Origin of the sequence: Streptococcus sp. HMSC073F11 (assembly GCF_001810785.1) — a bacterium.
Taxonomy (GTDB): domain Bacteria; phylum Bacillota; class Bacilli; order Lactobacillales; family Streptococcaceae; genus Streptococcus.
Genome location: NZ_KV802698.1, coordinates 118,084 through 138,996, shown reverse-complemented (window position 1 = coordinate 138,996; position 20,913 = coordinate 118,084). Strand labels below are relative to the sequence as shown.

The following is a 20,913-nucleotide window of genomic DNA, read 5'->3' as shown; positions in this document are numbered from 1 at the left end:
TACGGCAAGGTGAAGATGACGTGGTTTGAAGAGACTTTCGAAGAGTATTAAAAGACCAAACGTAAAACTGCAATTAAGACCACTCCAAAGAGAACTGTTCCGACTAGATTGCGGTAACGAAAGGCCACCCAAGCCGTTGGAAAGACTGCTAAGAAGTCCAGCCATTTGATTTGAGGAAGGCTACCAACCTTGCCTGTCACTACACTTGAAAGAATCAAGGCAAAGATAATAGAAACGGGCAAGAATTTCAAAAAACGCTCAACGATAGCAGGCAAGCCCTTATACTTGACCAAGATGAAGGGAATCATACGGGGAATCCACGTCACCAAGCCAGAGAAAACAACTGCTAATAAAAGATACTTACTGACCATCTAAAACCACCCCCATGCTACAACCAAGTAGCGTCGCAAACAGAACAGCTAGCGACTGAGACACCACTGTCAAGAGTAAAAAGAAGGACACAGCAACAACTGCTAAAATAATAAACAGATTGCGAACAGGAATCCGTCTTTGCATAATCTGGAATTGCGAAGCAAAAATTCCGATAAACATCCCAACAAGAGCAAAATCTAAACCAAAGATCTCTGGATTTGGCAGCAGGCCACCTAGAGCCGTTCCAACCACTGTTCCCACAAACCAAGCCACATAACTGTTGAGATTATTTCCGTGCATCCACATAGGATTGACCTTGTCTGTATGGGCCAATTCGCCCATCAAAACGCCATAGGTCTCATCCGTCAAGAGACTAGACATACCGATATTTTGCCAGAGACTGGTATGACGGAAATAGGTCGACGCATGCAAGCTCAACAAAAAGAGACGCAAATTAATCAAAAAGACCGTCATAGCAATAGCTGCCACAGGTGCTTGAACCGCAATCAGTGCCAGCATGGCAAACTGGGCACTCCCGGCATAAACAAAGAGGCTCATCAAGCCCATCTCAACAGGTGTCACATAGGGCGCACCGATAATCCCACAGGCCAGCCCGATACTGATATAACCAAGGGCCGTTGGCATGGCTGCCTGCGCCCCCTCCCAAAATCCTTTTTCTTTCATCTTTCTCCTCGTATTGTCTTAATAATACTCAATGAAAATCAAAGAGCAAACTAGGAAGCTAGCCGCAGGTTGCTCAAAACATTGTTTTGAGGTTGCAGATAGAAGCTGACACGGTTTGAAGAGATTTTCGAAGAGTATAAGTAGGCTGAAAAGGCTCCAGCCACAGCATGGACTATTATAACACATTCAGGAAAGAGAAAAAAGTCTGCTGATTGTAATCAGACAGACTCCATTTTATTCCATAGTATCAAAGGCAAGACTTGGTTTGGCATTGAGGTCCAAGTTTGCAAAATTTTCTTTGTTCCACTCGCTGACGCTGGCATAGGCAATCATTCCTGCATTGTCTCCACAAAGACGCAGTGGTGGGATGATGACCTTGACATCTGTGATTTCGGCCGCTAGGCGTTCTCTGAGACCTTTATTGGCTGCCACGCCACCTGCCACAACCAGGGTTTTAACAGGGTATTTTCCCAAGGCCTTCTTGGTTTTTGCCATAAGAATATCCAAGACAGCTGCTTGAAAGGAAGCACACAAATCCTCTGTGGACAAGCTTTCTCCCTTTTGCTCGGCATTGTGGTGAAGATTGATAAAGGCCGATTTCAAACCTGAGAATGAAAACTCCAGATTATCTTCCTTAATCATGGCACGAGGGAAATCATAAATATCCTGTCCCTGATGAGCTAGCTCGTCAATCTCACGACCAGCAGGATAGGTCAAACCCATGACACGGCCAACCTTATCATAGGCCTCACCAACCGCGTCATCTCGCGTTTCCCCAACAATCTTGTAGTCACCAGCCTCCGAAACATAAACCAACTCTGTGTGCCCACCGCTAACCAAGAGGGCTAGCAAGGGAAACTCCAAAGGCTCCACACTCTGAGCTGCCATAAGGTGACCAGCCATGTGGTTAACGGGAATCAGCGGAAGTCCATGAGCCCAAGCAAAGGCCTTGGCAGCTGACAAACCAACTAGTAAGGCTCCGACCAAGCCTGGTCCGTAGGTGACCGCAACAGCTGTCACATCCTCTTCGGTTATTCCTGCTTCTGCTAGTGCCTCCTCGATGCAGGCTGTAATGATCTCGACATGGTGGCGACTGGCTACTTCTGGCACTACGCCCCCGAAACGTTTGTGACTCTCAATTTGACTAGCAATGACATTGGACAAGAGCTCATCGTCGTTTTTCAAGACGGCGACACTGGTCTCATCACAGGATGTCTCAAATGCTAAAATATATCTATCCTTCATCTATTTCTCTCTTCATGATGATGGCGTCCTCGACTGGATCATGGTAGTAGGCCTTTCGCTCAGCAATGACCGCCATCTTTTCTTTCTTGTAAAATGCTTGCGCTCGTTGGTTTGACTTTCTGACTTCGAGGAAAATCTCCTTGTCTGCCGGCAATTGAGCAAACAAGGCCGAGGCAATTCCCTGCCCCTGATAGATTTGTTTGACAGCGATTTGCAGGACCTCTGCTTCAAATAGATTCTCCTGCACAGCTAGAAAGCCAATCACTTCCGCCCCATCATAAGCCAGAGCATACCAAGTCTGGTCTTGGGACAGGTCTGCTTGGATTTGTTCCAGCCTCCAAGGACTGACTGGGTAAACAGCTGCCATGACAGCGTAGATGGCTTGAGCCAAGTCAGGTTGCTGTTGGATTCGTTTGATTTCTATCATAGGCGTTTAATGTAAGACTCGCCAGACTCAGTATGGTTCTTGAGCCAGTTTTCCTCAGCTTCGACACGCTTGAGATAGTTAGGCACAAAATTATGCAAGGAGTCTGCTTCCTTATCCCAGGCCAAAAGAGCAAGATTGGCTACATTAGGCAAGGTTTCTTTGAAATTAGTCCTTGGCAAGTGTTCTTGAATTTGCTCCACAAAGGGGCCAACTTCTCCGACAAAGGTTACCTGACTAGCACCCTTGATTAGCTCGATGACTCGCTCAAAAGGCAGGTGCGCTTCTGGCATAACAGGTTTGGCATTTTCATAAAATCCTGCATAAACATTGTTGCGACGCGCATCCATCAAAGGAACGAACAAGCCTTCTTGTTGGTATGGCACCAGAGCCAAGAGGCTAGACATACCAACCAACTCGATGTTCAGAGTGTGAGCTAAGGTCTTGGCAGTTGCTACCGCAATTCGCAAGCCTGTGTAGCTACCAGGCCCTTCCGCTACCACGATTCGGTCCAAATCCTTGGGCGTCCAGTCCAAACTTGCCATCAAAAAATCGATGGCAGGCATGAGGGTAATACTGTGATTTTTCTTGATATTAATCGTCGTCTCGGCAAGAACCTGCTTATCCTCTAAAATAGCGAGAGAAAGAGCCTTGCTGGACGTATCAAAAGCTAATACTTTCATAACACATTCCTATCTTTTTGTCTGCTTACTATTATACTACAAAAGCTGGCACATGGGAATTTTCTTTATCCCCAAACAGGAATACCTAGACTTAAACAAAAAATAATTCGCAAATAAATTTCAAAAAAATGTTCACTTTTCCTTTTCTTTTCCGAATATAAAAGTGAACAAGAAAAAAGGAGGAAAGTTCAATGACAAATTTTGACGTTCTTGACAATCAATTTTTATCCTTATCTGAAAATGAATTATCAGATATTGATGGCGGTCTCGCTCCCTTGGTTATCTTTGGAGTAGCAGTATCTTGGAAAGCTATTGCAGGTGGCACAGCACTTGTAGGTTCTGGTTTAGCAGCTGGTTATTTTTTAGGAGGAGATTAATATGATGAAAGATTTGAACAACTATCGTGAAATTTCTAATAAGGAATTGCAAGAAATCAAGGGTGGTTTTGGTGCAGGTGTTGGTATCGCTTTATTTATGGCAGCTTATACCATTGGGAAAGATCTCCGTAAAAAGTTTGGTAAGTCATGCTAGATAAAAGACACATTTTTAGAAGGATAAATTTTATTGTCTTCATCTCTTACAGTTTGATCAGCATTCTCAACGATTTAAACATTACTACTATCCCTTTACCAATTGATCTATCTGTTTGTATTGTTTTATTTTTATGCTTCAACTCTATTTTTGAGCAGAAGAGTCATTAACATAATAAGAATAAATTCTTAAAGCAAACATTTATTCCATTGTCATGTCATTTTAGAAAAATGCAAAGACCACCTCATCTTGATAGAAGGGGTGGAATTTTCGTGTCATGAATCTACTGTCTTTTACCCCCAAACAAAAATGCCCCAGCATGAGCAGGGCATCTAAGCATTTAATCCAAAGTAAAATACAAACCAAACGACATAGGTTACAAGGAGGAGAAAAAGCGAGTAGAGGGTCACAAAGGTAATTTTCCATAAGAACTTGGTTTGTCGTCGTTCCAGTTTGGCAAATAGAAGATTCCCAGCGTAAACGCAAGCAACAAACACAATAAAAGCCACCAAGCGAGCTCCGATAGCAAAAGCAAATAAGTTATACATAGGGCAACCTCCTTGACTTAAAACTATATGGAATTATGACAAGCAATAAATTTCACTTCCATTATCAAGATAACATATTTTCTTTATTTTTGCAAACGCTTACCTTTGAGTGCTTATGTGACTTTCTCGTTTCCGTCTTTTACTAATTTTTCATTTTGTGGTATAATTGAAATAATTGTAACGAATCAAGGTCAATCTAGACACAAAATGGAATGAAATCAAGCAAATCTATGCTAAAAGTTTGGAATAAGCTGACCTGTAAAATAGAAAGGAACTATATGATTTACAAAGTTTTTTATCAAGAAACAAAAGAACGTAGCCCACGTCGTGAAACAACACGCGCACTATACCTAGACATCGATGCTAACTCAGAACTTGAGGGCCGTATCGCTGCTCGCCAACTTGTCGAAGAAAATCGCCCAGAGTACAATATCGAGTATATCGAACTCTTGTCTGACAAATTGCTAGATTACGAAAAAGAAACTGGCGCCTTCGAAATTACGGAGTTCTAATATGGCCTACACTCTTAAACCTGAAGAAGTCGGCGTTTTTGCCATCGGTGGTCTGGGAGAAATCGGGAAAAACACATACGGAATTGAATACCAAGACGAGATTATCATCGTCGATGCTGGGATTAAATTCCCAGAAGATGACTTGCTTGGTATCGACTATGTTATCCCTGACTACTCTTACATAGTCGACAATATCGACCGCGTCAAGGCTGTTTTGATTACCCACGGACACGAGGACCACATCGGTGGGATTCCTTTCCTACTCAAGCAAGCAAATGTCCCTATCTATGCTGGACCGCTTGCCTTGGCTTTGATCCGTGGAAAACTCGAAGAACACGGCCTCTTGCGCAACGCCAAACTTTACGAAATCAACCACAATACTGAGTTGACCTTTAAAAATCTCAAGGCAACTTTCTTTAGAACGACTCACTCTATTCCAGAACCTTTGGGGATTGTCATTCATACTCCTCAAGGGAAAATTGTCTGTACGGGTGACTTCAAGTTTGACTTAACACCAGTTGGTGAACCAGCAGATTTGCACCGTATGGCAGCTCTTGGTGAAGACGGTGTACTCTGTCTCCTGTCTGACTCGACAAATGCAGAAATTCCAACCTTTACCAACTCTGAAAAAGTCGTTGGCCAGTCCATCATGAAGATTATCCAAGGCATAGAGGGACGTATCATCTTTGCATCCTTTGCCTCAAATATCTTCCGTCTCCAACAAGCAACAGAAGCCGCTGTTAAGACTGGACGCAAGATTGCGGTCTTTGGTCGTTCTATGGAAAAGGCCATTGTCAACGGAATCGACCTTGGCTACATCAAAGCTCCTAAGGGAACCTTTATCGAGCCAAATGAAATAAAAGACTACCCTGCAGGCGAGGTTCTCATCCTCTGTACAGGTAGTCAGGGCGAGCCAATGGCAGCCCTCTCTCGTATCGCCAACGGAACCCACCGTCAGGTACAACTCCAACCCGGTGATACGGTTATCTTCTCTTCTAGCCCAATCCCTGGAAACACTACTAGCGTCAACAAGCTGATTAACATCATTTCAGAAGCTGGTGTCGAAGTTATCCACGGTAAGGTTAACAATATCCATACATCTGGACACGGTGGCCAACAAGAGCAAAAACTTATGCTCCGCTTGATTAAGCCAAAATACTTCATGCCTGTTCACGGTGAATACCGCATGCAAAAAGTCCATGCTGGACTTGCGGTGGATACTGGTGTTGAGAAGGACAATATCTTTATCATGAGCAATGGTGATGTGCTTGCCCTTACTGCTAACTCAGCTCGTATTGCAGGTCATTTCAACGCCCAAGACATCTATGTCGATGGAAATCGTATCGGTGAAATCGGCGCAGCTGTCCTCAAAGATCGTCGTGATCTATCTGAAGACGGTGTCGTTCTGGCAGTCGCAACTGTTGACTTCAAATCGCAGATGATTCTATCTGGTCCAGACATCCTCAGTCGAGGCTTTGTCTACATGAGAGAGTCTGGCGACTTGATTCGCCAAAGCCAACGCATCCTCTTCAATGCCATTCGTATCGCACTGAAAAACAAGGATGCTAGCGTGCAATCTGTCAATGGTGCCATTGTCAACGCTATTCGCCCCTTCCTTTATGAAAATACAGAACGTGAACCGATCATCATCCCTATGATTCTCACACCAGATGAAGAATAATACTCTTCGAAAATCAAATTCAAACCACGTCAGCTTCGCCTTGCCGTACTCAAGTACAGTCTTCGGCTAGCTTCCTAGTTTACTCTTTGATTTTCATTGAGTACAAGTCAACAAAACAGCCCCGTTTTCGGAGCTGTTTTTTCTATGCTTTCTTTTGAGATTGAAACTCAATAAAAATCGAAATCAGACTAGAAGGCTAGGCGAAAGCATAACTTAAGTTAGGTGAGCCGAAGCCGACGACGTATCATTTTGATTTTTGAAGAGTTTTAGAAATACTACGATTTTTACCTTCCAAATACACCATCAAAATAGAAATATCTGCTGGGTTTACTCCCGAAATACGACTGGCTTGTCCGATGGTTTCTGGATTGATCAGTTTGAACTTCTGACGGGCTTCGGTTGCGATAGAATCAATATCATCCCAGTCGATATTGGCTGGAATACGTTTTTCTTCCATGCGTTTCATCTTGGCAACCTGATCCATGGCTTTTGAAATATAACCTTCGTACTTGATTTCTGTTTCAATCAATTCGATAATCTTATCATCCAAGTCCTCTGCAGCTGGCCCGATGAAAGCCACCACATCTTGGTAAGAAACTTCTGGACGGCGAAGGAATTCCTTGGCTGTCACCGCATCTGTCAATGGCTTGAAGCCCATCTCCTCAACCTTAGCATTGGTTTCCTTGACTGGCTTGAGTTTGATACTGTCGAGACGCTTCATCTCATTTTCAAATTGATTTTTCTTGATTTCAAAACGCGCCCAGCGTTCATCATCCACAAGTCCAATCTCGCGTCCCATCTCTGTCAAACGCATATCCGCATTGTCATGACGGAGGATGAGACGGTACTCAGCACGACTGGTCAAGAGACGGTAAGGTTCAATGGTCCCCTTGGTCACCAAGTCATCAATCATCACCCCGATATAACCATCACTGCGCTTCAAAATCAACTCAGGCTTGCCTTGGATTTTCAGAGCCGCATTGATACCCGCGATAATCCCTTGGCCAGCAGCTTCTTCGTAACCTGACGTTCCATTTGTTTGACCAGCAGTGAAGAGACCTGAAATTTTCTTGGTTTCCAAAGTCGCACGCAACTGGTGAGGCAAGACCATGTCGTACTCAATTGCATAACCAGTTCGCATCATCTCAGCATTTTCCAAACCTTTGATAGAATGAACCAAGTCACGTTGGACATCCTCAGGCAGACTGGTTGAAAGACCTTGGACATAGACTTCCTCTGTATTGCGCCCTTCTGGCTCAAGGAAGAGTTGATGGCGTTCCTTGTCCGCAAAGCGCACAATCTTGTCCTCAATTGACGGACAGTAACGAGGGCCCACTCCCTTGACCACACCTGTAAACATAGGCGCACGGTGGAGGTTATTTTGGATAATCTCATGACTGGTACCGTTGGTATAGGTCAACCAACATGGCACCTGATCCTTGACATAGTCCTCATCACGTGAAGTATATGAGAAGTGATTTGGCGCTTCGTCCCCTGGCTGAATCTCTGTCACGTCGTAATTAATAGAAGAAGCCTTGACACGTGGAGGTGTTCCCGTCTTGAAACGACCAATTTCGAGTCCTAATTCCTTAAGGTTATCAGCAAGGTTAATAGAAGCTAGGCTATGGTTAGGACCTGACGAATACTTGAGGTCTCCGATGATAATTTCCCCACGTAGTGCAGTCCCTGTGGTCACGATAACGGCCTTTGCAGCATATTCTTGATGGGTAGCTGTACGGACACCGACAACCTTACCATCTTCCACCAAAACCTCATCAATCATGGTTTGACGAAGGGTGAGAGTCTCTTGATTTTCAACTGTCTTGCGCATTTCCTTAGAGTAAAGTTCCTTGTCAGCCTGCGCACGAAGGGCACGCACCGCTGGCCCCTTCCCTGTGTTGAGCATCTTCATCTGGATGTAAGTCTTGTCAATGGTTTTGGCCATTTCACCACCAAGGGCATCAACTTCACGCACGACAATCCCCTTGGCAGAACCACCGATAGAGGGATTACATGGCATGAAAGCCAGCATTTCAATGTTGATGGTCGCAAGCAAGACCTTGCAGCCCATACGGCTGGCTGCTAGGGATGCTTCTACCCCAGCGTGTCCCGCACCGATTACAATAATATCGTATTCTTCAGTAAAATTATATGTCATGTTTCTCTCCTATTCCTCAAGATGAATGTGTCTTAGTTGGCCGTCCCAATCTGGCAGGGCTGTTTTCAAAAAGGCTGGAACTAGATTGATACCCTTAAGCTGATCCAAATCAATCCACTCACAAGGCTGCCTTTTCTCATCTTCCTGCATGGTCAACGGGGCATCCTCAAGCAAGTCCACCAGATAATGAAACTCGATGTTGTGCCAATAGACACCATCTTCTTCAAAACGATTTTCAACCACAAAAGCTAGTTGCTCAGCTTGAGCTTCGACACCCAGTTCTTCCCTCACTTCACGGACTACCGCTTCTTCCGTTCTTTCGTTAACTTGGATGGCACCGCCAATAGTGTAATACTTGCCCTTATCTTTGGTGACTAGGAGCTTGCGATTTTGGACAATCAAGGCTGTCGCCCGAACTCCAAAAACTGTATTTCCTGTTTTTGTCCGAAAGTCTTGTTGAATCATTCTTGTCCTTTCCTCTAAACGACACAAAAACAGTCAAAACTCCAAAGAAGTGCAGGACAAAAAAGCCTGCAACATCCATGAGCTTTGACCATCATTTCTATTGCTTTTATTATTGTAGCAAATTGAGAAAATTTGTCAATCTAAATGTACTGACAAACTTGTCCATCGCGGTAAGCATTGTCAATCAAACCACCACCTAGACACTCTTCCCCGTCGTAAAAGACGACAGCCTGTCCTGGTGTAATCGCACGTTGTGGCTCTGCAAAGATAACCTCTGCCTTGTCTCCTTTGACATGGACGGTCACCTTAGAATCAGGCTGACGGTAGCGGAATTTAGCCGTACATTCGAGCGTAAACTCCTCTGGCATGTCACGAGTAAAGTGAACCTGACTAGCCTCAAGGCTGGTTGACATGAGCGAATCATGGTAGAATCCTTGTCCTACATAGAGAATATTCTTGCTCAGGTCTTTTCCGACAACGAACCAAGGTGCATTGTCACCACCGTGTTGCCCACCGATACCGAGACCGCCACGCTGACCAATCGTATAGTACATAAGTCCTGCATGCTCACCCATATCGCGACCATCCACAGTCATCATGCGACCAGGCTGAGCTGGCAGGTAGTTGCTGAGAAAGTTTTTAAAGTTCTTTTCTCCGATAAAGCAAATTCCTGTCGAGTCTTTCTTCTTAGCAGTCGCAAGGCCTGCTTCTTCTGCTAGTCTGCGAACTTCAGGCTTTTCCAAATGTCCCAATGGGAACATGGTTTTTTGAAGTTGTTCTTGCGAAAGTTGACTGAGGAAATAGGTCTGATCCTTGCCATTGTCCACACCACGAAGCATGTGAACTGTCCCATCCTCATCACGCGCCACTCGAGCATAATGCCCCGTCGCTACATAGTCTGCACCCAAGGTCATGGCATAGTCCAAAAAGGCCTTGAACTTGATTTCCTTGTTGCACATAACGTCTGGATTTGGCGTGCGCCCTGCACGGTATTCCGCTAGGAAATACTCGAAAACGCGGTTCCAGTACTCTTTTTCAAAATTGACAGAGTAGTAAGGAATGCCGATCTGGTCTGCCACCGCAGCCACATCCTTGTAATCTTCGGTCGCCGTACAGACGCCGTTTTCATCTGTGTCGTCCCAGTTCTTCATGAAGATGCCAATCACATCGTAACCCTGCTCCTTGAGAAGAAGAGCCGTCACCGACGAATCAACACCACCACTCATCCCCACAACAACACGTGTTTTAGAGTTATCACTCATGGTAAGTCTCCCATCTATTCGTTTATTTATACCCCTCAAAATTCTATTTACTATGACTTTCAATAGAATTTCTTCGAGTATAGTCTTTTCGTTTGCTTTTAGGACTAGGCAACGAGTCGCAGGCATAACTTGAGTTAGGCAAGACGAGTTAACGACGTAATAAAAGATAAACGAAATGACTAGTTCACGATTGAAGGTCGTGTGTGCTTAACGATTGAAGGTCGCTTGAGCAGTATTCATTATAACATGCTTGGTTGGAGAAGACAAGAAAGAGGCTGATAATCTACCGGCCTCTTTTATAAAATAATCAATCCTTGAACAAAATCCATTGTTGAAATGCTGTTCTAAACCATTAATCGCTCAGATTTCCCAGAATAGAGCTGTCCTAACTATCGAATAGATTAAATCCATACATATCCACGCAATTCTACGTTTAGAGTTGCCATAAAATAAATGTTTTAGGGATATTCTAAATCTTTGACTGCTTAAAATTTTACGTTCTGAAGGATTCTAAAGCTAGAATAGCATAAAAATCATGAAAACTGAACTATTCGAAGCTTCAGAATCATACGATTTCTATAGGAAGTATCTTTTTAGTACGTGTGGTTAGGAGGTGATTTTAGGGAATCTCCCAAAAACAACTGATTTCCTATTTTTATCAATCAAAAATGTTGATAAATGAGTGTTTTAAAATTAAATTTTAAAGGTATCCTTAAATTTAAAGATTTTTGATAAGATTTCTGTATTTTTTACAATTCAATGATTCGATGACATTGTTGGGCTACATAAGCATCGTGGGTCACAATAATGACTGTTTTCCCCTCTCGATTCATCTCTAAGAGAAACTTCAAGACCAAATCTCTATTTTCAGGGTCCAGCGAACCTGTCGGCTCATCGGCTAAAATCAGCTGGCTGGGTTTTAAGATGGCTCTAGCAACTGCAATTCGTTGTTGTTCGCCACCAGACAACTCGGAAACCTTTTGATGCAAAGTAGCTGACAAACCTACTCTCTCTAAAATCTCTTCCACCTTTTTGAGCTTGTCTTTCTTGGACAATTTCACATATTTCAGCGCCAGCATGAGATTGTACTCGACCGTTTCATCATCAATCAGGGCAAAATTTTGAAACAGATAAGAGATATGTTCACGGATTATTGTTTGCGACTTAGCAGAATTGACCGCTAGATTTGTCTGACCAAAAATCTCATACCGTCCGCTATAATCACCATCTATCAAACCTAATAAATTTAACAAGGTCGACTTACCACTACCACTTTTTCCAACGATGGCTACCAAATTCCCCTGATCAATCCTGAGAGACAAGTGATCCAAAATCACTTTTCCCCCAATGGTTTTGGTAATATTTTCCAACTCAATCATAAGATGCCCCCTTTCAATAACTCTACTAGACTTCTTTTCTCCATCCTAGAAGCCAAGGCTAGCACAAATAGTATATCCAGACATGTAAAGCCTGCAAACAGCAGGAGTGGCAAGAGCGCATGGGCAAAGAAAATCAATACTAGAAGAGGGAAACTATAGCCCAGCAAGAGCAGAACGAGGAGAGGGCGGTAGCGATCGACCAGTTTCCACCCCATAAATTTCTTGGTAATGATGTCCCTGCGCTTCAATAAGAAAGTTGTTACTAGTAAGAAGTAGGAAATCATCATGCTAAGGAGACCAAACAAAGCAAAGAGTATATTAAGATTTCGAACTGCATCTCGATAAGAATCTACTTTCTCTTGTTGAATGGCTTGAAGCGATGAAAATTTTAAATAATTCCCATCTGATAATTTCTCAACTAACTCCGTAATCACTTTTTGATTTTGTTCTGTATTTTCAACTTTCATAGGATTGTTTAAACCTGTCGTTGACAAGCGAGTCTTTTCTTCCCACATCATGTCTTGATCATTTACCAGACTAATGATTGGATTGTGGAGGTTTTCCTTTCGCTCATTATTATAAGGGAAGAATGACCAATCTCCTTCATAGTAGGCAATTTCTACATCCATATCTTCTATTGTTTGCTTTTGCTGATCTTCATACCTCAGAGAAAGATAGGCTATGGATTTTCCCAAGAACTGATTCTTACCTTCTTGTCCTTTATCACTGGCTGGCATCAAAATAACTTTTTTAGTGCTGGTATCTGGTAACTTGAATCCCTTGCTCTTTAGAAAATTGCTATTAGCATAGTAAACATCTACCTTATCAGGCAGTTGGTACTGCTGTACTTGTTCAGCTTTGATGACTGGTTTGATAGGAAGACTCGCACTTCGCACATAATTTACTTGTATTTTTGCTAGCAAATCTTGATAAAATTGGTAGAAATAATCTGTAGATTTCCCTGACCCTGCTAGCTCTTCTTGCCACAGGTTATCATTGAGTTGGAAGGTTTCTAAGGTCAAGTAATTCCCTTGGCTTACCCACTGTTGCTGATAAGCAAGTTCTTTGTTTTCTTGTTCTAGACTTCTGCCCACCCCAATCAGTAAGACCGTCAGTAAAATAGTTGTCCCTATTTTCATCACATAATTGAAGATGAGACCAAGTTTGACAGATGAAAAACCTTTCAACATGGAACTAACTGTCATTTTCTGAATCATCAGGTAAGTCAACCAACTGATAAACAAATACAACTGTAAAAGCAGAAATTGGGATAAGAGTAAACTTGGGAACAGAAGTTTTGGCCTGTAGTCCAGCACTAAAAATAGTCCCAAGTCAATGATAAGACTTCCACCCAAGAGAAGATAAAAATTAGTCTTTACAAAACCAGCTAAAATCGCCCCGCTTTGAAAACCAAGTAACTTTTGAACCCCCACTCGTTTCATCTCCATCATCGGCTGATAAACTGTTACTAACACAAGAAGTAAAATAGCCAAGACAAAAACAATGGCAGATAAAAGCAAATCTCGATTTATGACTTCCACTGCACTTTTATAGGTAGGCTCTAGCAAAGTAGCCTGGTCTATCTTGAAAAAATCGCTCCATTTCTGTACAATCCTATCCTTATCCATCTCTTGTGTAGAAGTTATCGTATAGCGACCATTTAAACTACGAGATGTATCCTTGATATAGGTTTGAAAAGTTATAAGCTGAATAGGCTTGGCTTTTAGAAAGGTCGGTATCGTACCAAGTTTATTAGAAATTTTTTTATTACTGTAGACTCCTTCACCATCTGTGGTAAAATCAAGAGAAGAAATCCCAAACTCTTGGTAGGGGAAGGTATCTTTATCAAAAACACCAGACTTGATTACCTCATCACCACTATCTGTTTTGATGATGGAGACTTTGTACTCCTTTGATACATCCTCAAAAAATCGAAGAACAGACGCTGCAGGTTCGTTAATATCTTTCAAATACAAATCCAAAGAATCTACAGTCTTTCCCATTTCCCGAATCCGAACCGCTTCACGTGTGTAGTTTACATTAAAAACAAAAAAAGTGGTACACAGCAACAGCAGAAACATACAAAGATGACTGATTTTTTTCATAAAAGTACCTCCACTAAAGTTTTCCCTCTCCTAATAGGAGAGGGAAAATTTCACTTAAAATCCATAGAAATATTCTAATCCTGTTGGCGGAATTTTATTAAGGGAAGCTTGAGCCCAAACCTCGGGATCTTCACGATCCTTAGAGATTCTACCTCCATGCTTGACAGTTGCTGTATGAGATCGAGTAGAATGTAAATAATCAGAATATCCAAAAGTTCCTGTCCAACCTACTCCATAGTTCCATTGACCACCATCAACCCATTCTGCTAAAGCATTTGTAGTAGCAAGTATACCACATACCATTAAAGATGCAACACCAATTCTAACTAATTTTCTCATGATTTATTTCTCCTATTATCGAGAGCTGTTCCGTAGAAACAGCTATAGTAATTTATCAACAAGTATCGTAGTCCATTGGACTCACCTTCCTTTCATTTTTACAACTAGCGCATTATATCGGCCAGTTCCATGGGAAAACCGTAGCAATGCTGAATAAGAAAGCAAGAATAACTAAAAAACGAAAAACTTTTTTATTCATACTCTTTCCCTCCTATCTGTATTTCGTATCTATAGTATACCTCTTCTTTACTCTATTTTAAAATTAGTTAACTTTTTTCACACACTATTTTAGTTTTCTTTTTTACTATTTCTGTTACTATGATACAATATTTTTAACTAGATTTTATTATTTGTTAACTTTTTTCACTAAAAGGAGAAAATCATGCGTTATGATTTTGGAAAGGTCTATAAAGAAATACGTGAGTCAAAAGGATTAACCCAAGAAGAGGTCTGTGGAAATGTCATCTCAAGAACCAGCCTATCAAAGATTGAAAGCGGCAAGGCAACTCCCAAATATGAAAATATGGAATTTCTTCTCCGTCAAATCAATATGAGTTTTGAAGAGTTTGACTACATCTGCCATCTCTATCAACCGAGCCAACGAACAGAAATCATACAAACTTATCTTAATATGAGTTCTATCATTGGCAACAGTAGTCTAGTTGATTTTTTTGAAACATGCCAAAACTATCTCAAGACCCATCATGACCTCCCTATAGAAGAAATCAGGGATATGCTGGAAGTTGTCATTCATATCCGTCAACATGGTACAGAGCAACTATCAGACCAAGTGAAACAGACTATCAAAAAACTTTGGGAAAAAATTGAAAAACAAGATACATGGTATGAAAGTGACCTAAAAATCCTCAATACCATCCTTTTCAGCTTTCCCATTGATCACCTCCATCTCATTACTGGAAAAATCCTGCAACGCTTAGAAGTCTATAAAAACTACCAACATTTATATGACTTGCGAATGACAATTCTATTAAACCTTTCCACCATTTACTTATACAATCAAGATAAAAACATATGTAAGCAAATCTGCTATACTTTACTAGAAGATGCCAAGAACAAGAAAAGCTATGATAGGCTTGCTATCTGCTATGTCCGTATTGGGATTTGTACAGACGATTCTAAACTTATCCAAAAAGGGTTCTCCCTTCTGGAGCTAACCGAAGAAACTTCTATGCTGTCTCATCTCAAAAAAGAAGTAGAGACCCATTATCAACCAAAGAAATTATAAAAAAAGTCGAGGGAGCTCCTCGACCTTTTCATATTATTCTGTTTGTTATTTCTTAATACCAGCCGTTGTTAAGCCAGAAGTTTTTAGCGGCTGACCATGAACCGTAACGTCCTGCAACATAGGCATCTGCTACACGTTCTTGGTTTTCAGCTGAGTAGTCACCGTTCAAGTATGAATCTGTCAATTGGTAACGTCCAATGTATTGGCCGTTTGTAGCTGTATAGCTACCACCTGATTCTTTTTGTGCAATCCATTCTTTAGCTTCTGCTTCAGATCCGCTTACAGTTGCAGCTGGTGCTGAAGTTTCTGCTGTAGCAACAGTTTCTTCTGCTGCAGGTGTGCTTGCCACTGGAGCTGCTTCTTCTGCTACTTCTGTAGTTTCTGCTGCTGGAGCTGAAACAGTTTCATCTTGAGCAGCTGGTGCTGCATAAGTAGTTGGCGCTGGTGTTGCAGCAGGCGCTACCGGACCATCGATAACCAACTCTTGACCAACATAAATCATATGGATGTTGTCAATGTGGTTGTTTTCTGCCAATTTCTCAACAGTTGTGTTGTGAGTTTCAGCGATTTCTGAAAGTGTGTCGCCTTCTTTAACAGTGTATGTTGATGATTCTTGAGCAGATACAAATGATGGAGCAAATACTGCAAACAAGGCAGCTACTCCTGCAAGAGTTGTTTTAATCTTTTTAGTTGTTGATTTCATATTCGAAAATTCTCCTTCTTTCTATAGTACTATCATACCCTTTAAATATTACTGTTTCTTGACACTTTTATGTAGAAATATTACAAAATTATTTTTTATTTCCCTAAACAAGCTATTTTTTGTTACAAAAGATGCTTTTTTATGCTATTTGTAGTGTAAAAAGGTTTTCATCCACAATTAAAGCCAAGACCTTCATTCTTTGATATAATAGAGATAAGAATTTTTATAAGGGGAAACTGATGAAATCACTTCGTTTTCAATCTGTCTTTGATATCATCGGACCAGTTATGATTGGCCCATCTAGTAGCCATACTGCTGGTGCTGTTCGTATTGGGAAGATTGTCTCTTCCATTTTTGATGATACTCCGACAGAAGTCGAATTCCAACTATTTAACTCATTTGCCAAGACCTATCGTGGTCACGGAACAGACCTAGCCCTTGTTGCAGGTATTTTGGGCATGGATACAGATGATCCTGAAATCCCAAACAGCCTGGAAATTGCCCACAAGCGTGGCATCAAGATTGTCTGGACCATTCAGAAAGACAGCAATGCCCCTCACCCAAACACCACTAAAATTACCGTTAAAAATGCTCATAAGACCATTAGCGTGACTGGTATTTCTATCGGGGGAGGAAATATTCAGGTAACCGAACTCAATGGCTTTGCCGTCTCTCTCAATATGAATACACCGACTATCATCATTGTTCATCAAGATATTCCAGGTATGATTGCCCTCGTAACAGAGGCCCTTTCCCGCTATGATATCAATATCGCCCAGATGAATGTTACTCGTGAAAAAGCTGGTGAAAAAGCTATTATGATTATCGAAGTTGACAGTCGCAACTGTGATGAGGCTATCGAAGAAATTCGAAAAATCCCTCATCTCCACAATGTCAATTTCTTTAAATAGGAGGAAGCATGTTTTATTCTATCAAAGAATTGGTCGAGCAGGCAGAACTGGACTTTCAAGGAAATGTCGCAGAACTCATGATTACAACAGAGTTTGAATTGACTGGTCGCGAACGTGAAGAAGTCTTCCTTCTCATGGAACGCAATCTAGAAGTCATGAAAGCCTCTGTCCAACTTGGCCTCAATGAAAATAAATCTCGTAGTGGCCTGACAGGTGGAGATGCTGCCAAATTGGATCACTACATCAAAAACGGAAAAACTCTGTCAGATTACACGATTCTCTCTGCTGCCCGAAATGCCATTGCAGTCAATGAACACAATGCCAAAATGGGCTTGGTTTGTGCCACTCCGACCGCAGGAAGTGCTGGCTGTCTGCCTTCCGTTCTAACAGCTGCTATTGAAAAATTAGACCTCAGCCACGAGCAACAGCTGGATTTCCTCTTTGCTGCCGGTGCCTTTGGACTAGTCATCGCAAACAATGCCTCTATCTCAGGTGCTGAAGGTGGCTGTCAGGCCGAGGTTGGTTCGGCCTCTGCTATGAGTGCTGCAGCCTTGACTCTAGCTGCCGGTGGAACACCTTATCAGGCCAGTCAGGCCATTGCCTTTGTCATTAAAAATATGCTAGGCCTCATCTGTGACCCTGTTGCCGGCTTGGTTGAAGTTCCCTGTGTTAAACGTAATGCCATGGGAGCTAGCTTTGCCTTCATCGCAGCAGACATGGCCCTGGCAGGTATCGAATCTAAAATTCCTGTGGATGAAGTTATCGATGCCATGTACCAAGTAGGAGCAAGCATGCCAACTGCCTTTCGTGAAACAGCTGAAGGTGGACTCGCTGCCACCCCTACTGGTCGTCGCCTCCAAAAAGAAATTTTCGGAGAATAAGTTTATCAAATAGGAGAAACCATGACCTCTATCACAGCGATTTTTTTCGATCTGGATGGAACCCTCGTTGACAGTTCTATCGGGATTCACAATGCCTTTACCCATACCTTTAAGGAGCTGGAGGTGCCTAGCCCTGATGCCAAAACTATTCGAGGTTTTATGGGACCACCTCTCGAAAGTAGTTTTGCGACCTGCCTTCCCAAAGAACTAATCTCTGAGGCTGTTCAGATATACCGTTCTTACTACAAGGCAAAAGGCATCCATGAAGCTCAACTCTTTCCTCAGATTGTAGACTTGCTTAAGGAGCTATCAAGCAAATATCCTCTTTATATCACCACTACAAAGAATACCCCTACCGCTCAAGATATGACTAAAAACTTTGGAATCCATCATTTCTTTGATGGCATTTATGGCTCCAGCCCTGAAGCACCTCATAAGGCAGATGTCATTCGCCAAGCCTTACAGACACATCAACTAGCACCAGAACAAGCCATCATCATCGGAGATACCAAGTTTGATATGCTTGGAGCTCAAGAAACAGGCATTCAGAAATTGGCTGTCACTTGGGGATTTGGAGAACAAGCAGATCTACTAAACTATCAGCCTGATTATATCGCTCACAAACCCTTAGAAGTTTTGAAGTATTTTCAATAATATAACGGAGACTGGGCAAATACTCAATTTCATACTCTTCGAACCACGTTAGTTTTCTCTGTAACCTCAACGCTGTGCTTTGAGTAACCTTCGGCTATCCTCCTAGTTTGCTCTTTGATTTTTATTGAGTATCAGAATAAAATGAAGCAAGTTTACACATAACAAAACGCATATTACCAAGGTTTTTCAAGACCTGATAATATGCGTTTTTCTTTTTTATTCAACGTGGGTAGTTTGATTGGCAAAGGCGATAATAGCTTGCTTCAACTCATCTCCACTAAGAGTGCGGAACTCTTCAATTTTTTGATCGATGGCTTCTAGAGGCATGACATTCACCTTACCAACGAAAATCTTATCCATAACCTGGTTATCAACAAGTTCGGTTGATACCAAGAGTTCTTCGTAGAGTTTTTCGCCTGGGCGGATTCCAACTTCAACAATTGGAATTTCACTTTCGGTGTGTCCACTTAGAAGGACCATTTTCTTGGCCAAGTCATAAATCTTGACTGGTTTGCCCATATCAAGGATAAAGACTTCCCCATCCTTGGCATAAGCACCAGCGTGAATAACCAAACGGCTAGCTTCTGGAATAGTCATAAAGTAACGGGTCATGCGGAAATCTGTCACCGTTACAGGACCGCCTTCAGCAATCTGACGTTCAAAGACTGGAATGACACTACCACGGCTACCAAGAACATTTCCAAAACGAACTGCACAGTAGGTCGATTGGCTACGTTGGTTAAAGCCAGTGACAATCAACTCAGCCACGCGCTTGGTTGCTCCCATAACATTTGGTGGATTAACCGCCTTATCTGTCGAAATCATAACCATCTTAGGTACTTTGGCTTCATCAACAGCCTTAGCAACATTGTAAGTTCCACGAATATTGTTTTTGAAGGCTTCTTTTGGATTGCGCTCCATCATCGGAACGTGCTTGTGGGCAGCAGCATGGTAAACAATAGCTGGCTTGTACTGCTCAAAGACTTGCAAGAGACGGTCATAGTCTTGAATATCGGCAATAACTGGTACATAATCAATCCCTTGGAACTTACGAATCAGTTCATGATAAACAAGGTAGATTGAGTTTTCCCCATGACCGAGCAAGACGATGCGTTCAGGATTGAAACGGCTAACTTGTCGACAGATTTCAGAACCGATTGAACCACCAGCACCTGTAACCAAGATTGTCTTACCTGTCAGTTCTGCGCCCAGACACGATTCATCAAGACGAATTTCCTGACGTCCCAAAAGGTCCGTAATATCAATTTTTTGGAAGCCAGTACCTGCTTGGTGAAGTCCCTGAACAACGGTTTCAACCTTAGGCATCTTGTAACATTTGACACCCAGCTTATTACACATCTGCAAGATACGTTCATATTCTGACGGGTCAAGCGACGGAATCGCAACGATAACACGCTCAATTTGATGGCGTTTGGCTAATTCAGGCAATTCATCATATGAACCCAAAACAGGAATCCCACCAAGTTTTTGTCCCTTTTTCTTCGCATCCTTATCCAAAATACCAACAAGTTCTAATTCACTAGTTGGATGTTGGTAACTATCCATAAAGAGAGCTCCACCATCACCGGCACCAATCAAGAAGGTCCGACGGTGTTCTCCATCACCACTTCCCTTTTTGCGTTTAGAGTAGATTAACTGCCAAGTAATCCGTGGCAATAAAATCAAGAAAGTACTCAACAAGATAAAGAGTACGATAAAACGGATGGAGAAGAGGGGCAAGAAGGCATAGCAGATACTATATGACAAGATACTGCTAGCAGTCACACCAAAAAAGATTTTCATGAAATCCGTAATCTTGCTGTAACGACTGATACTAGCGTTCAATCCCCAAAATCCAATCATTAATTGATAGAACAGGAAGGCCAAACTCGTATAGATAATGTAGTCAACAGGTGCTGGATTAATCAATCCGTAGAATAAAATATAAGATACAATGATGGAAACCACCATACTCAAAATATCAAATATTCCCCAGAAAACCTGTTTTTGTTGCTTATTTAAAATTTCCACCAGATCAATCACATAATCTGTGAGTTTTTTATTCATAGAAATTTACTCCTCCTTAAAAGAGCTGGATGATTATACTCAATGAAAATCAAAGAGCAAACT

Annotated in this window: 22 protein-coding genes; 8 read left to right on the top strand and 14 right to left on the bottom strand. The window is 42.0% G+C overall.

Going from position 1 to position 20,913, the window contains the following annotated elements:
- Positions 1 to 47: 47 nt before the first annotated feature.
- The 5 genes from HMPREF2764_RS07435 to tsaB all read right to left on the bottom strand — a co-directional run bounded on the left by HMPREF2764_RS07435 (position 48) and on the right by tsaB (position 3,408).
- Positions 48 to 371: an AzlD domain-containing protein gene (locus HMPREF2764_RS07435; RefSeq protein ID WP_033685607.1), complete on the bottom strand. Its 324-nt coding sequence runs from the start codon at positions 369 to 371 to the stop codon at positions 48 to 50.
- The gene (locus tag HMPREF2764_RS07430) at positions 361 to 1,056 is read right to left on the bottom strand and encodes an AzlC family ABC transporter permease (RefSeq protein ID WP_083306622.1); all 696 of its coding nucleotides are present in this window, start codon (positions 1,054 to 1,056) and stop codon (positions 361 to 363) included. The genes HMPREF2764_RS07435 and HMPREF2764_RS07430 overlap by 11 nt, the downstream gene beginning before the upstream one ends.
- Positions 1,057 to 1,290: 234 nt before the next feature.
- Entirely contained in the window at positions 1,291 to 2,301 is a 1,011-nt protein-coding gene (tsaD, locus tag HMPREF2764_RS07425; RefSeq protein ID WP_070528484.1) for a tRNA (adenosine(37)-N6)-threonylcarbamoyltransferase complex transferase subunit TsaD, read from the bottom strand.
- The gene (gene rimI, locus HMPREF2764_RS07420) at positions 2,291 to 2,728 is read right to left on the bottom strand and encodes a ribosomal protein S18-alanine N-acetyltransferase (protein ID WP_070528480.1); all 438 of its coding nucleotides are present in this window, start codon (positions 2,726 to 2,728) and stop codon (positions 2,291 to 2,293) included. Before rimI ends, tsaD begins: the two co-directional genes overlap by 11 nt.
- Entirely contained in the window at positions 2,725 to 3,408 is a 684-nt protein-coding gene (gene tsaB, locus HMPREF2764_RS07415) for a tRNA (adenosine(37)-N6)-threonylcarbamoyltransferase complex dimerization subunit type 1 TsaB (protein ID WP_070528476.1), read from the bottom strand. The genes rimI and tsaB overlap by 4 nt, the downstream gene beginning before the upstream one ends.
- 191 nt (positions 3,409 to 3,599) lie before the next feature.
- Between tsaB and cibA the strand changes: the two genes are divergently transcribed.
- Entirely contained in the window at positions 3,600 to 3,785 is a 186-nt protein-coding gene (gene cibA, locus HMPREF2764_RS07410) for a fratricide two-peptide bacteriocin subunit CibA (protein ID WP_000180843.1), read from the top strand.
- Position 3,786: 1 nt separating this feature from the next.
- Positions 3,787 to 3,939: a fratricide two-peptide bacteriocin subunit CibB gene (cibB, locus tag HMPREF2764_RS07405; protein ID WP_070528467.1), complete on the top strand. Its 153-nt coding sequence runs from the start codon at positions 3,787 to 3,789 to the stop codon at positions 3,937 to 3,939.
- Between the two features lie 332 nt (positions 3,940 to 4,271).
- Here the strand turns inward: cibB and HMPREF2764_RS07400 are convergent, their stop codons facing one another.
- Positions 4,272 to 4,487 carry a hypothetical protein gene (locus HMPREF2764_RS07400; protein ID WP_000282478.1) on the bottom strand — a complete coding sequence of 72 codons (216 nt, stop codon included), beginning with the start codon at positions 4,485 to 4,487 and terminating at the stop codon, positions 4,272 to 4,274.
- Between the two features lie 278 nt (positions 4,488 to 4,765).
- Here HMPREF2764_RS07400 and HMPREF2764_RS07395 point away from each other — a divergent pair, with 278 nt between their 5' ends.
- On the top strand, positions 4,766 to 4,999 hold the full coding sequence (locus HMPREF2764_RS07395) for a DNA-dependent RNA polymerase subunit epsilon (protein WP_000639571.1): 234 nt from the start codon (positions 4,766 to 4,768) through the stop codon (positions 4,997 to 4,999).
- 1 nt (position 5,000) lies between these two features.
- Positions 5,001 to 6,680, top strand: a complete 1,680-nt coding sequence (gene rnjA, locus HMPREF2764_RS07390; protein WP_049500725.1) for a ribonuclease J1 — start codon at positions 5,001 to 5,003, stop codon at positions 6,678 to 6,680.
- 244 nt (positions 6,681 to 6,924) lie between these two features.
- Here rnjA and mnmG read toward each other — a convergent pair whose 3' ends face one another.
- The 6 genes from mnmG to HMPREF2764_RS07360 all read right to left on the bottom strand — a co-directional run bounded on the left by mnmG (position 6,925) and on the right by HMPREF2764_RS07360 (position 14,388).
- Positions 6,925 to 8,838, bottom strand: coding sequence for a tRNA uridine-5-carboxymethylaminomethyl(34) synthesis enzyme MnmG (gene mnmG / locus HMPREF2764_RS07385; protein WP_070528462.1), 1,914 nt, complete (start codon positions 8,836 to 8,838; stop codon positions 6,925 to 6,927).
- 9 nt (positions 8,839 to 8,847) lie between these two features.
- Positions 8,848 to 9,303: an NUDIX hydrolase gene (locus tag HMPREF2764_RS07380; protein ID WP_049500731.1), complete on the bottom strand. Its 456-nt coding sequence runs from the start codon at positions 9,301 to 9,303 to the stop codon at positions 8,848 to 8,850.
- Between the two features lie 140 nt (positions 9,304 to 9,443).
- A complete protein-coding gene (gene mnmA, locus HMPREF2764_RS07375) occupies positions 9,444 to 10,565 on the bottom strand; it encodes a tRNA 2-thiouridine(34) synthase MnmA (RefSeq protein WP_070528453.1) in 1,122 nt (373 codons plus the stop codon).
- 749 nt (positions 10,566 to 11,314) lie between these two features.
- Positions 11,315 to 11,944, bottom strand: coding sequence for an ABC transporter ATP-binding protein (locus tag HMPREF2764_RS07370; protein ID WP_070528449.1), 630 nt, complete (start codon positions 11,942 to 11,944; stop codon positions 11,315 to 11,317).
- Positions 11,941 to 14,049, bottom strand: a complete 2,109-nt coding sequence (locus HMPREF2764_RS07365; protein ID WP_070528446.1) for an amino acid ABC transporter permease — start codon at positions 14,047 to 14,049, stop codon at positions 11,941 to 11,943. Before HMPREF2764_RS07365 ends, HMPREF2764_RS07370 begins: the two co-directional genes overlap by 4 nt.
- Positions 14,050 to 14,103: 54 nt before the next feature.
- A complete protein-coding gene (locus HMPREF2764_RS07360; RefSeq protein WP_001230190.1) occupies positions 14,104 to 14,388 on the bottom strand; it encodes a lactococcin 972 family bacteriocin in 285 nt (94 codons plus the stop codon).
- A gap of 382 nt (positions 14,389 to 14,770) precedes the next feature.
- Here HMPREF2764_RS07360 and HMPREF2764_RS07355 point away from each other — a divergent pair, with 382 nt between their 5' ends.
- A complete protein-coding gene (locus HMPREF2764_RS07355; RefSeq protein ID WP_070528443.1) occupies positions 14,771 to 15,634 on the top strand; it encodes a helix-turn-helix domain-containing protein in 864 nt (287 codons plus the stop codon).
- A gap of 52 nt (positions 15,635 to 15,686) precedes the next feature.
- On the opposite strand, the gene HMPREF2764_RS07350 is transcribed toward HMPREF2764_RS07355, so the two are convergent.
- A complete protein-coding gene (locus HMPREF2764_RS07350; RefSeq protein WP_020902660.1) occupies positions 15,687 to 16,337 on the bottom strand; it encodes an aggregation-promoting factor in 651 nt (216 codons plus the stop codon).
- A 239-nt stretch (positions 16,338 to 16,576) separates the two neighbouring features.
- Here HMPREF2764_RS07350 and sdaAB point away from each other — a divergent pair, with 239 nt between their 5' ends.
- The 3 genes from sdaAB to HMPREF2764_RS07335 are packed head-to-tail and all read left to right on the top strand — an operon-like array spanning position 16,577 to position 18,783.
- On the top strand, positions 16,577 to 17,248 hold the full coding sequence (gene sdaAB, locus HMPREF2764_RS07345; protein WP_000838909.1) for an L-serine ammonia-lyase, iron-sulfur-dependent subunit beta: 672 nt from the start codon (positions 16,577 to 16,579) through the stop codon (positions 17,246 to 17,248).
- Between the two features lie 8 nt (positions 17,249 to 17,256).
- Positions 17,257 to 18,129 carry an L-serine ammonia-lyase, iron-sulfur-dependent, subunit alpha gene (gene sdaAA / locus HMPREF2764_RS07340; RefSeq protein ID WP_000500050.1) on the top strand — a complete coding sequence of 291 codons (873 nt, stop codon included), beginning with the start codon at positions 17,257 to 17,259 and terminating at the stop codon, positions 18,127 to 18,129.
- A 21-nt stretch (positions 18,130 to 18,150) separates the two neighbouring features.
- Complete coding sequence (locus HMPREF2764_RS07335; protein ID WP_070528439.1) at positions 18,151 to 18,783, top strand: HAD family hydrolase; 633 nt, start codon at positions 18,151 to 18,153, stop codon at positions 18,781 to 18,783.
- Between the two features lie 216 nt (positions 18,784 to 18,999).
- Here HMPREF2764_RS07335 and HMPREF2764_RS07330 read toward each other — a convergent pair whose 3' ends face one another.
- A complete protein-coding gene (locus HMPREF2764_RS07330; RefSeq protein WP_070528437.1) occupies positions 19,000 to 20,850 on the bottom strand; it encodes a polysaccharide biosynthesis protein in 1,851 nt (616 codons plus the stop codon).
- Positions 20,851 to 20,913: the final 63 nt, after the last annotated feature.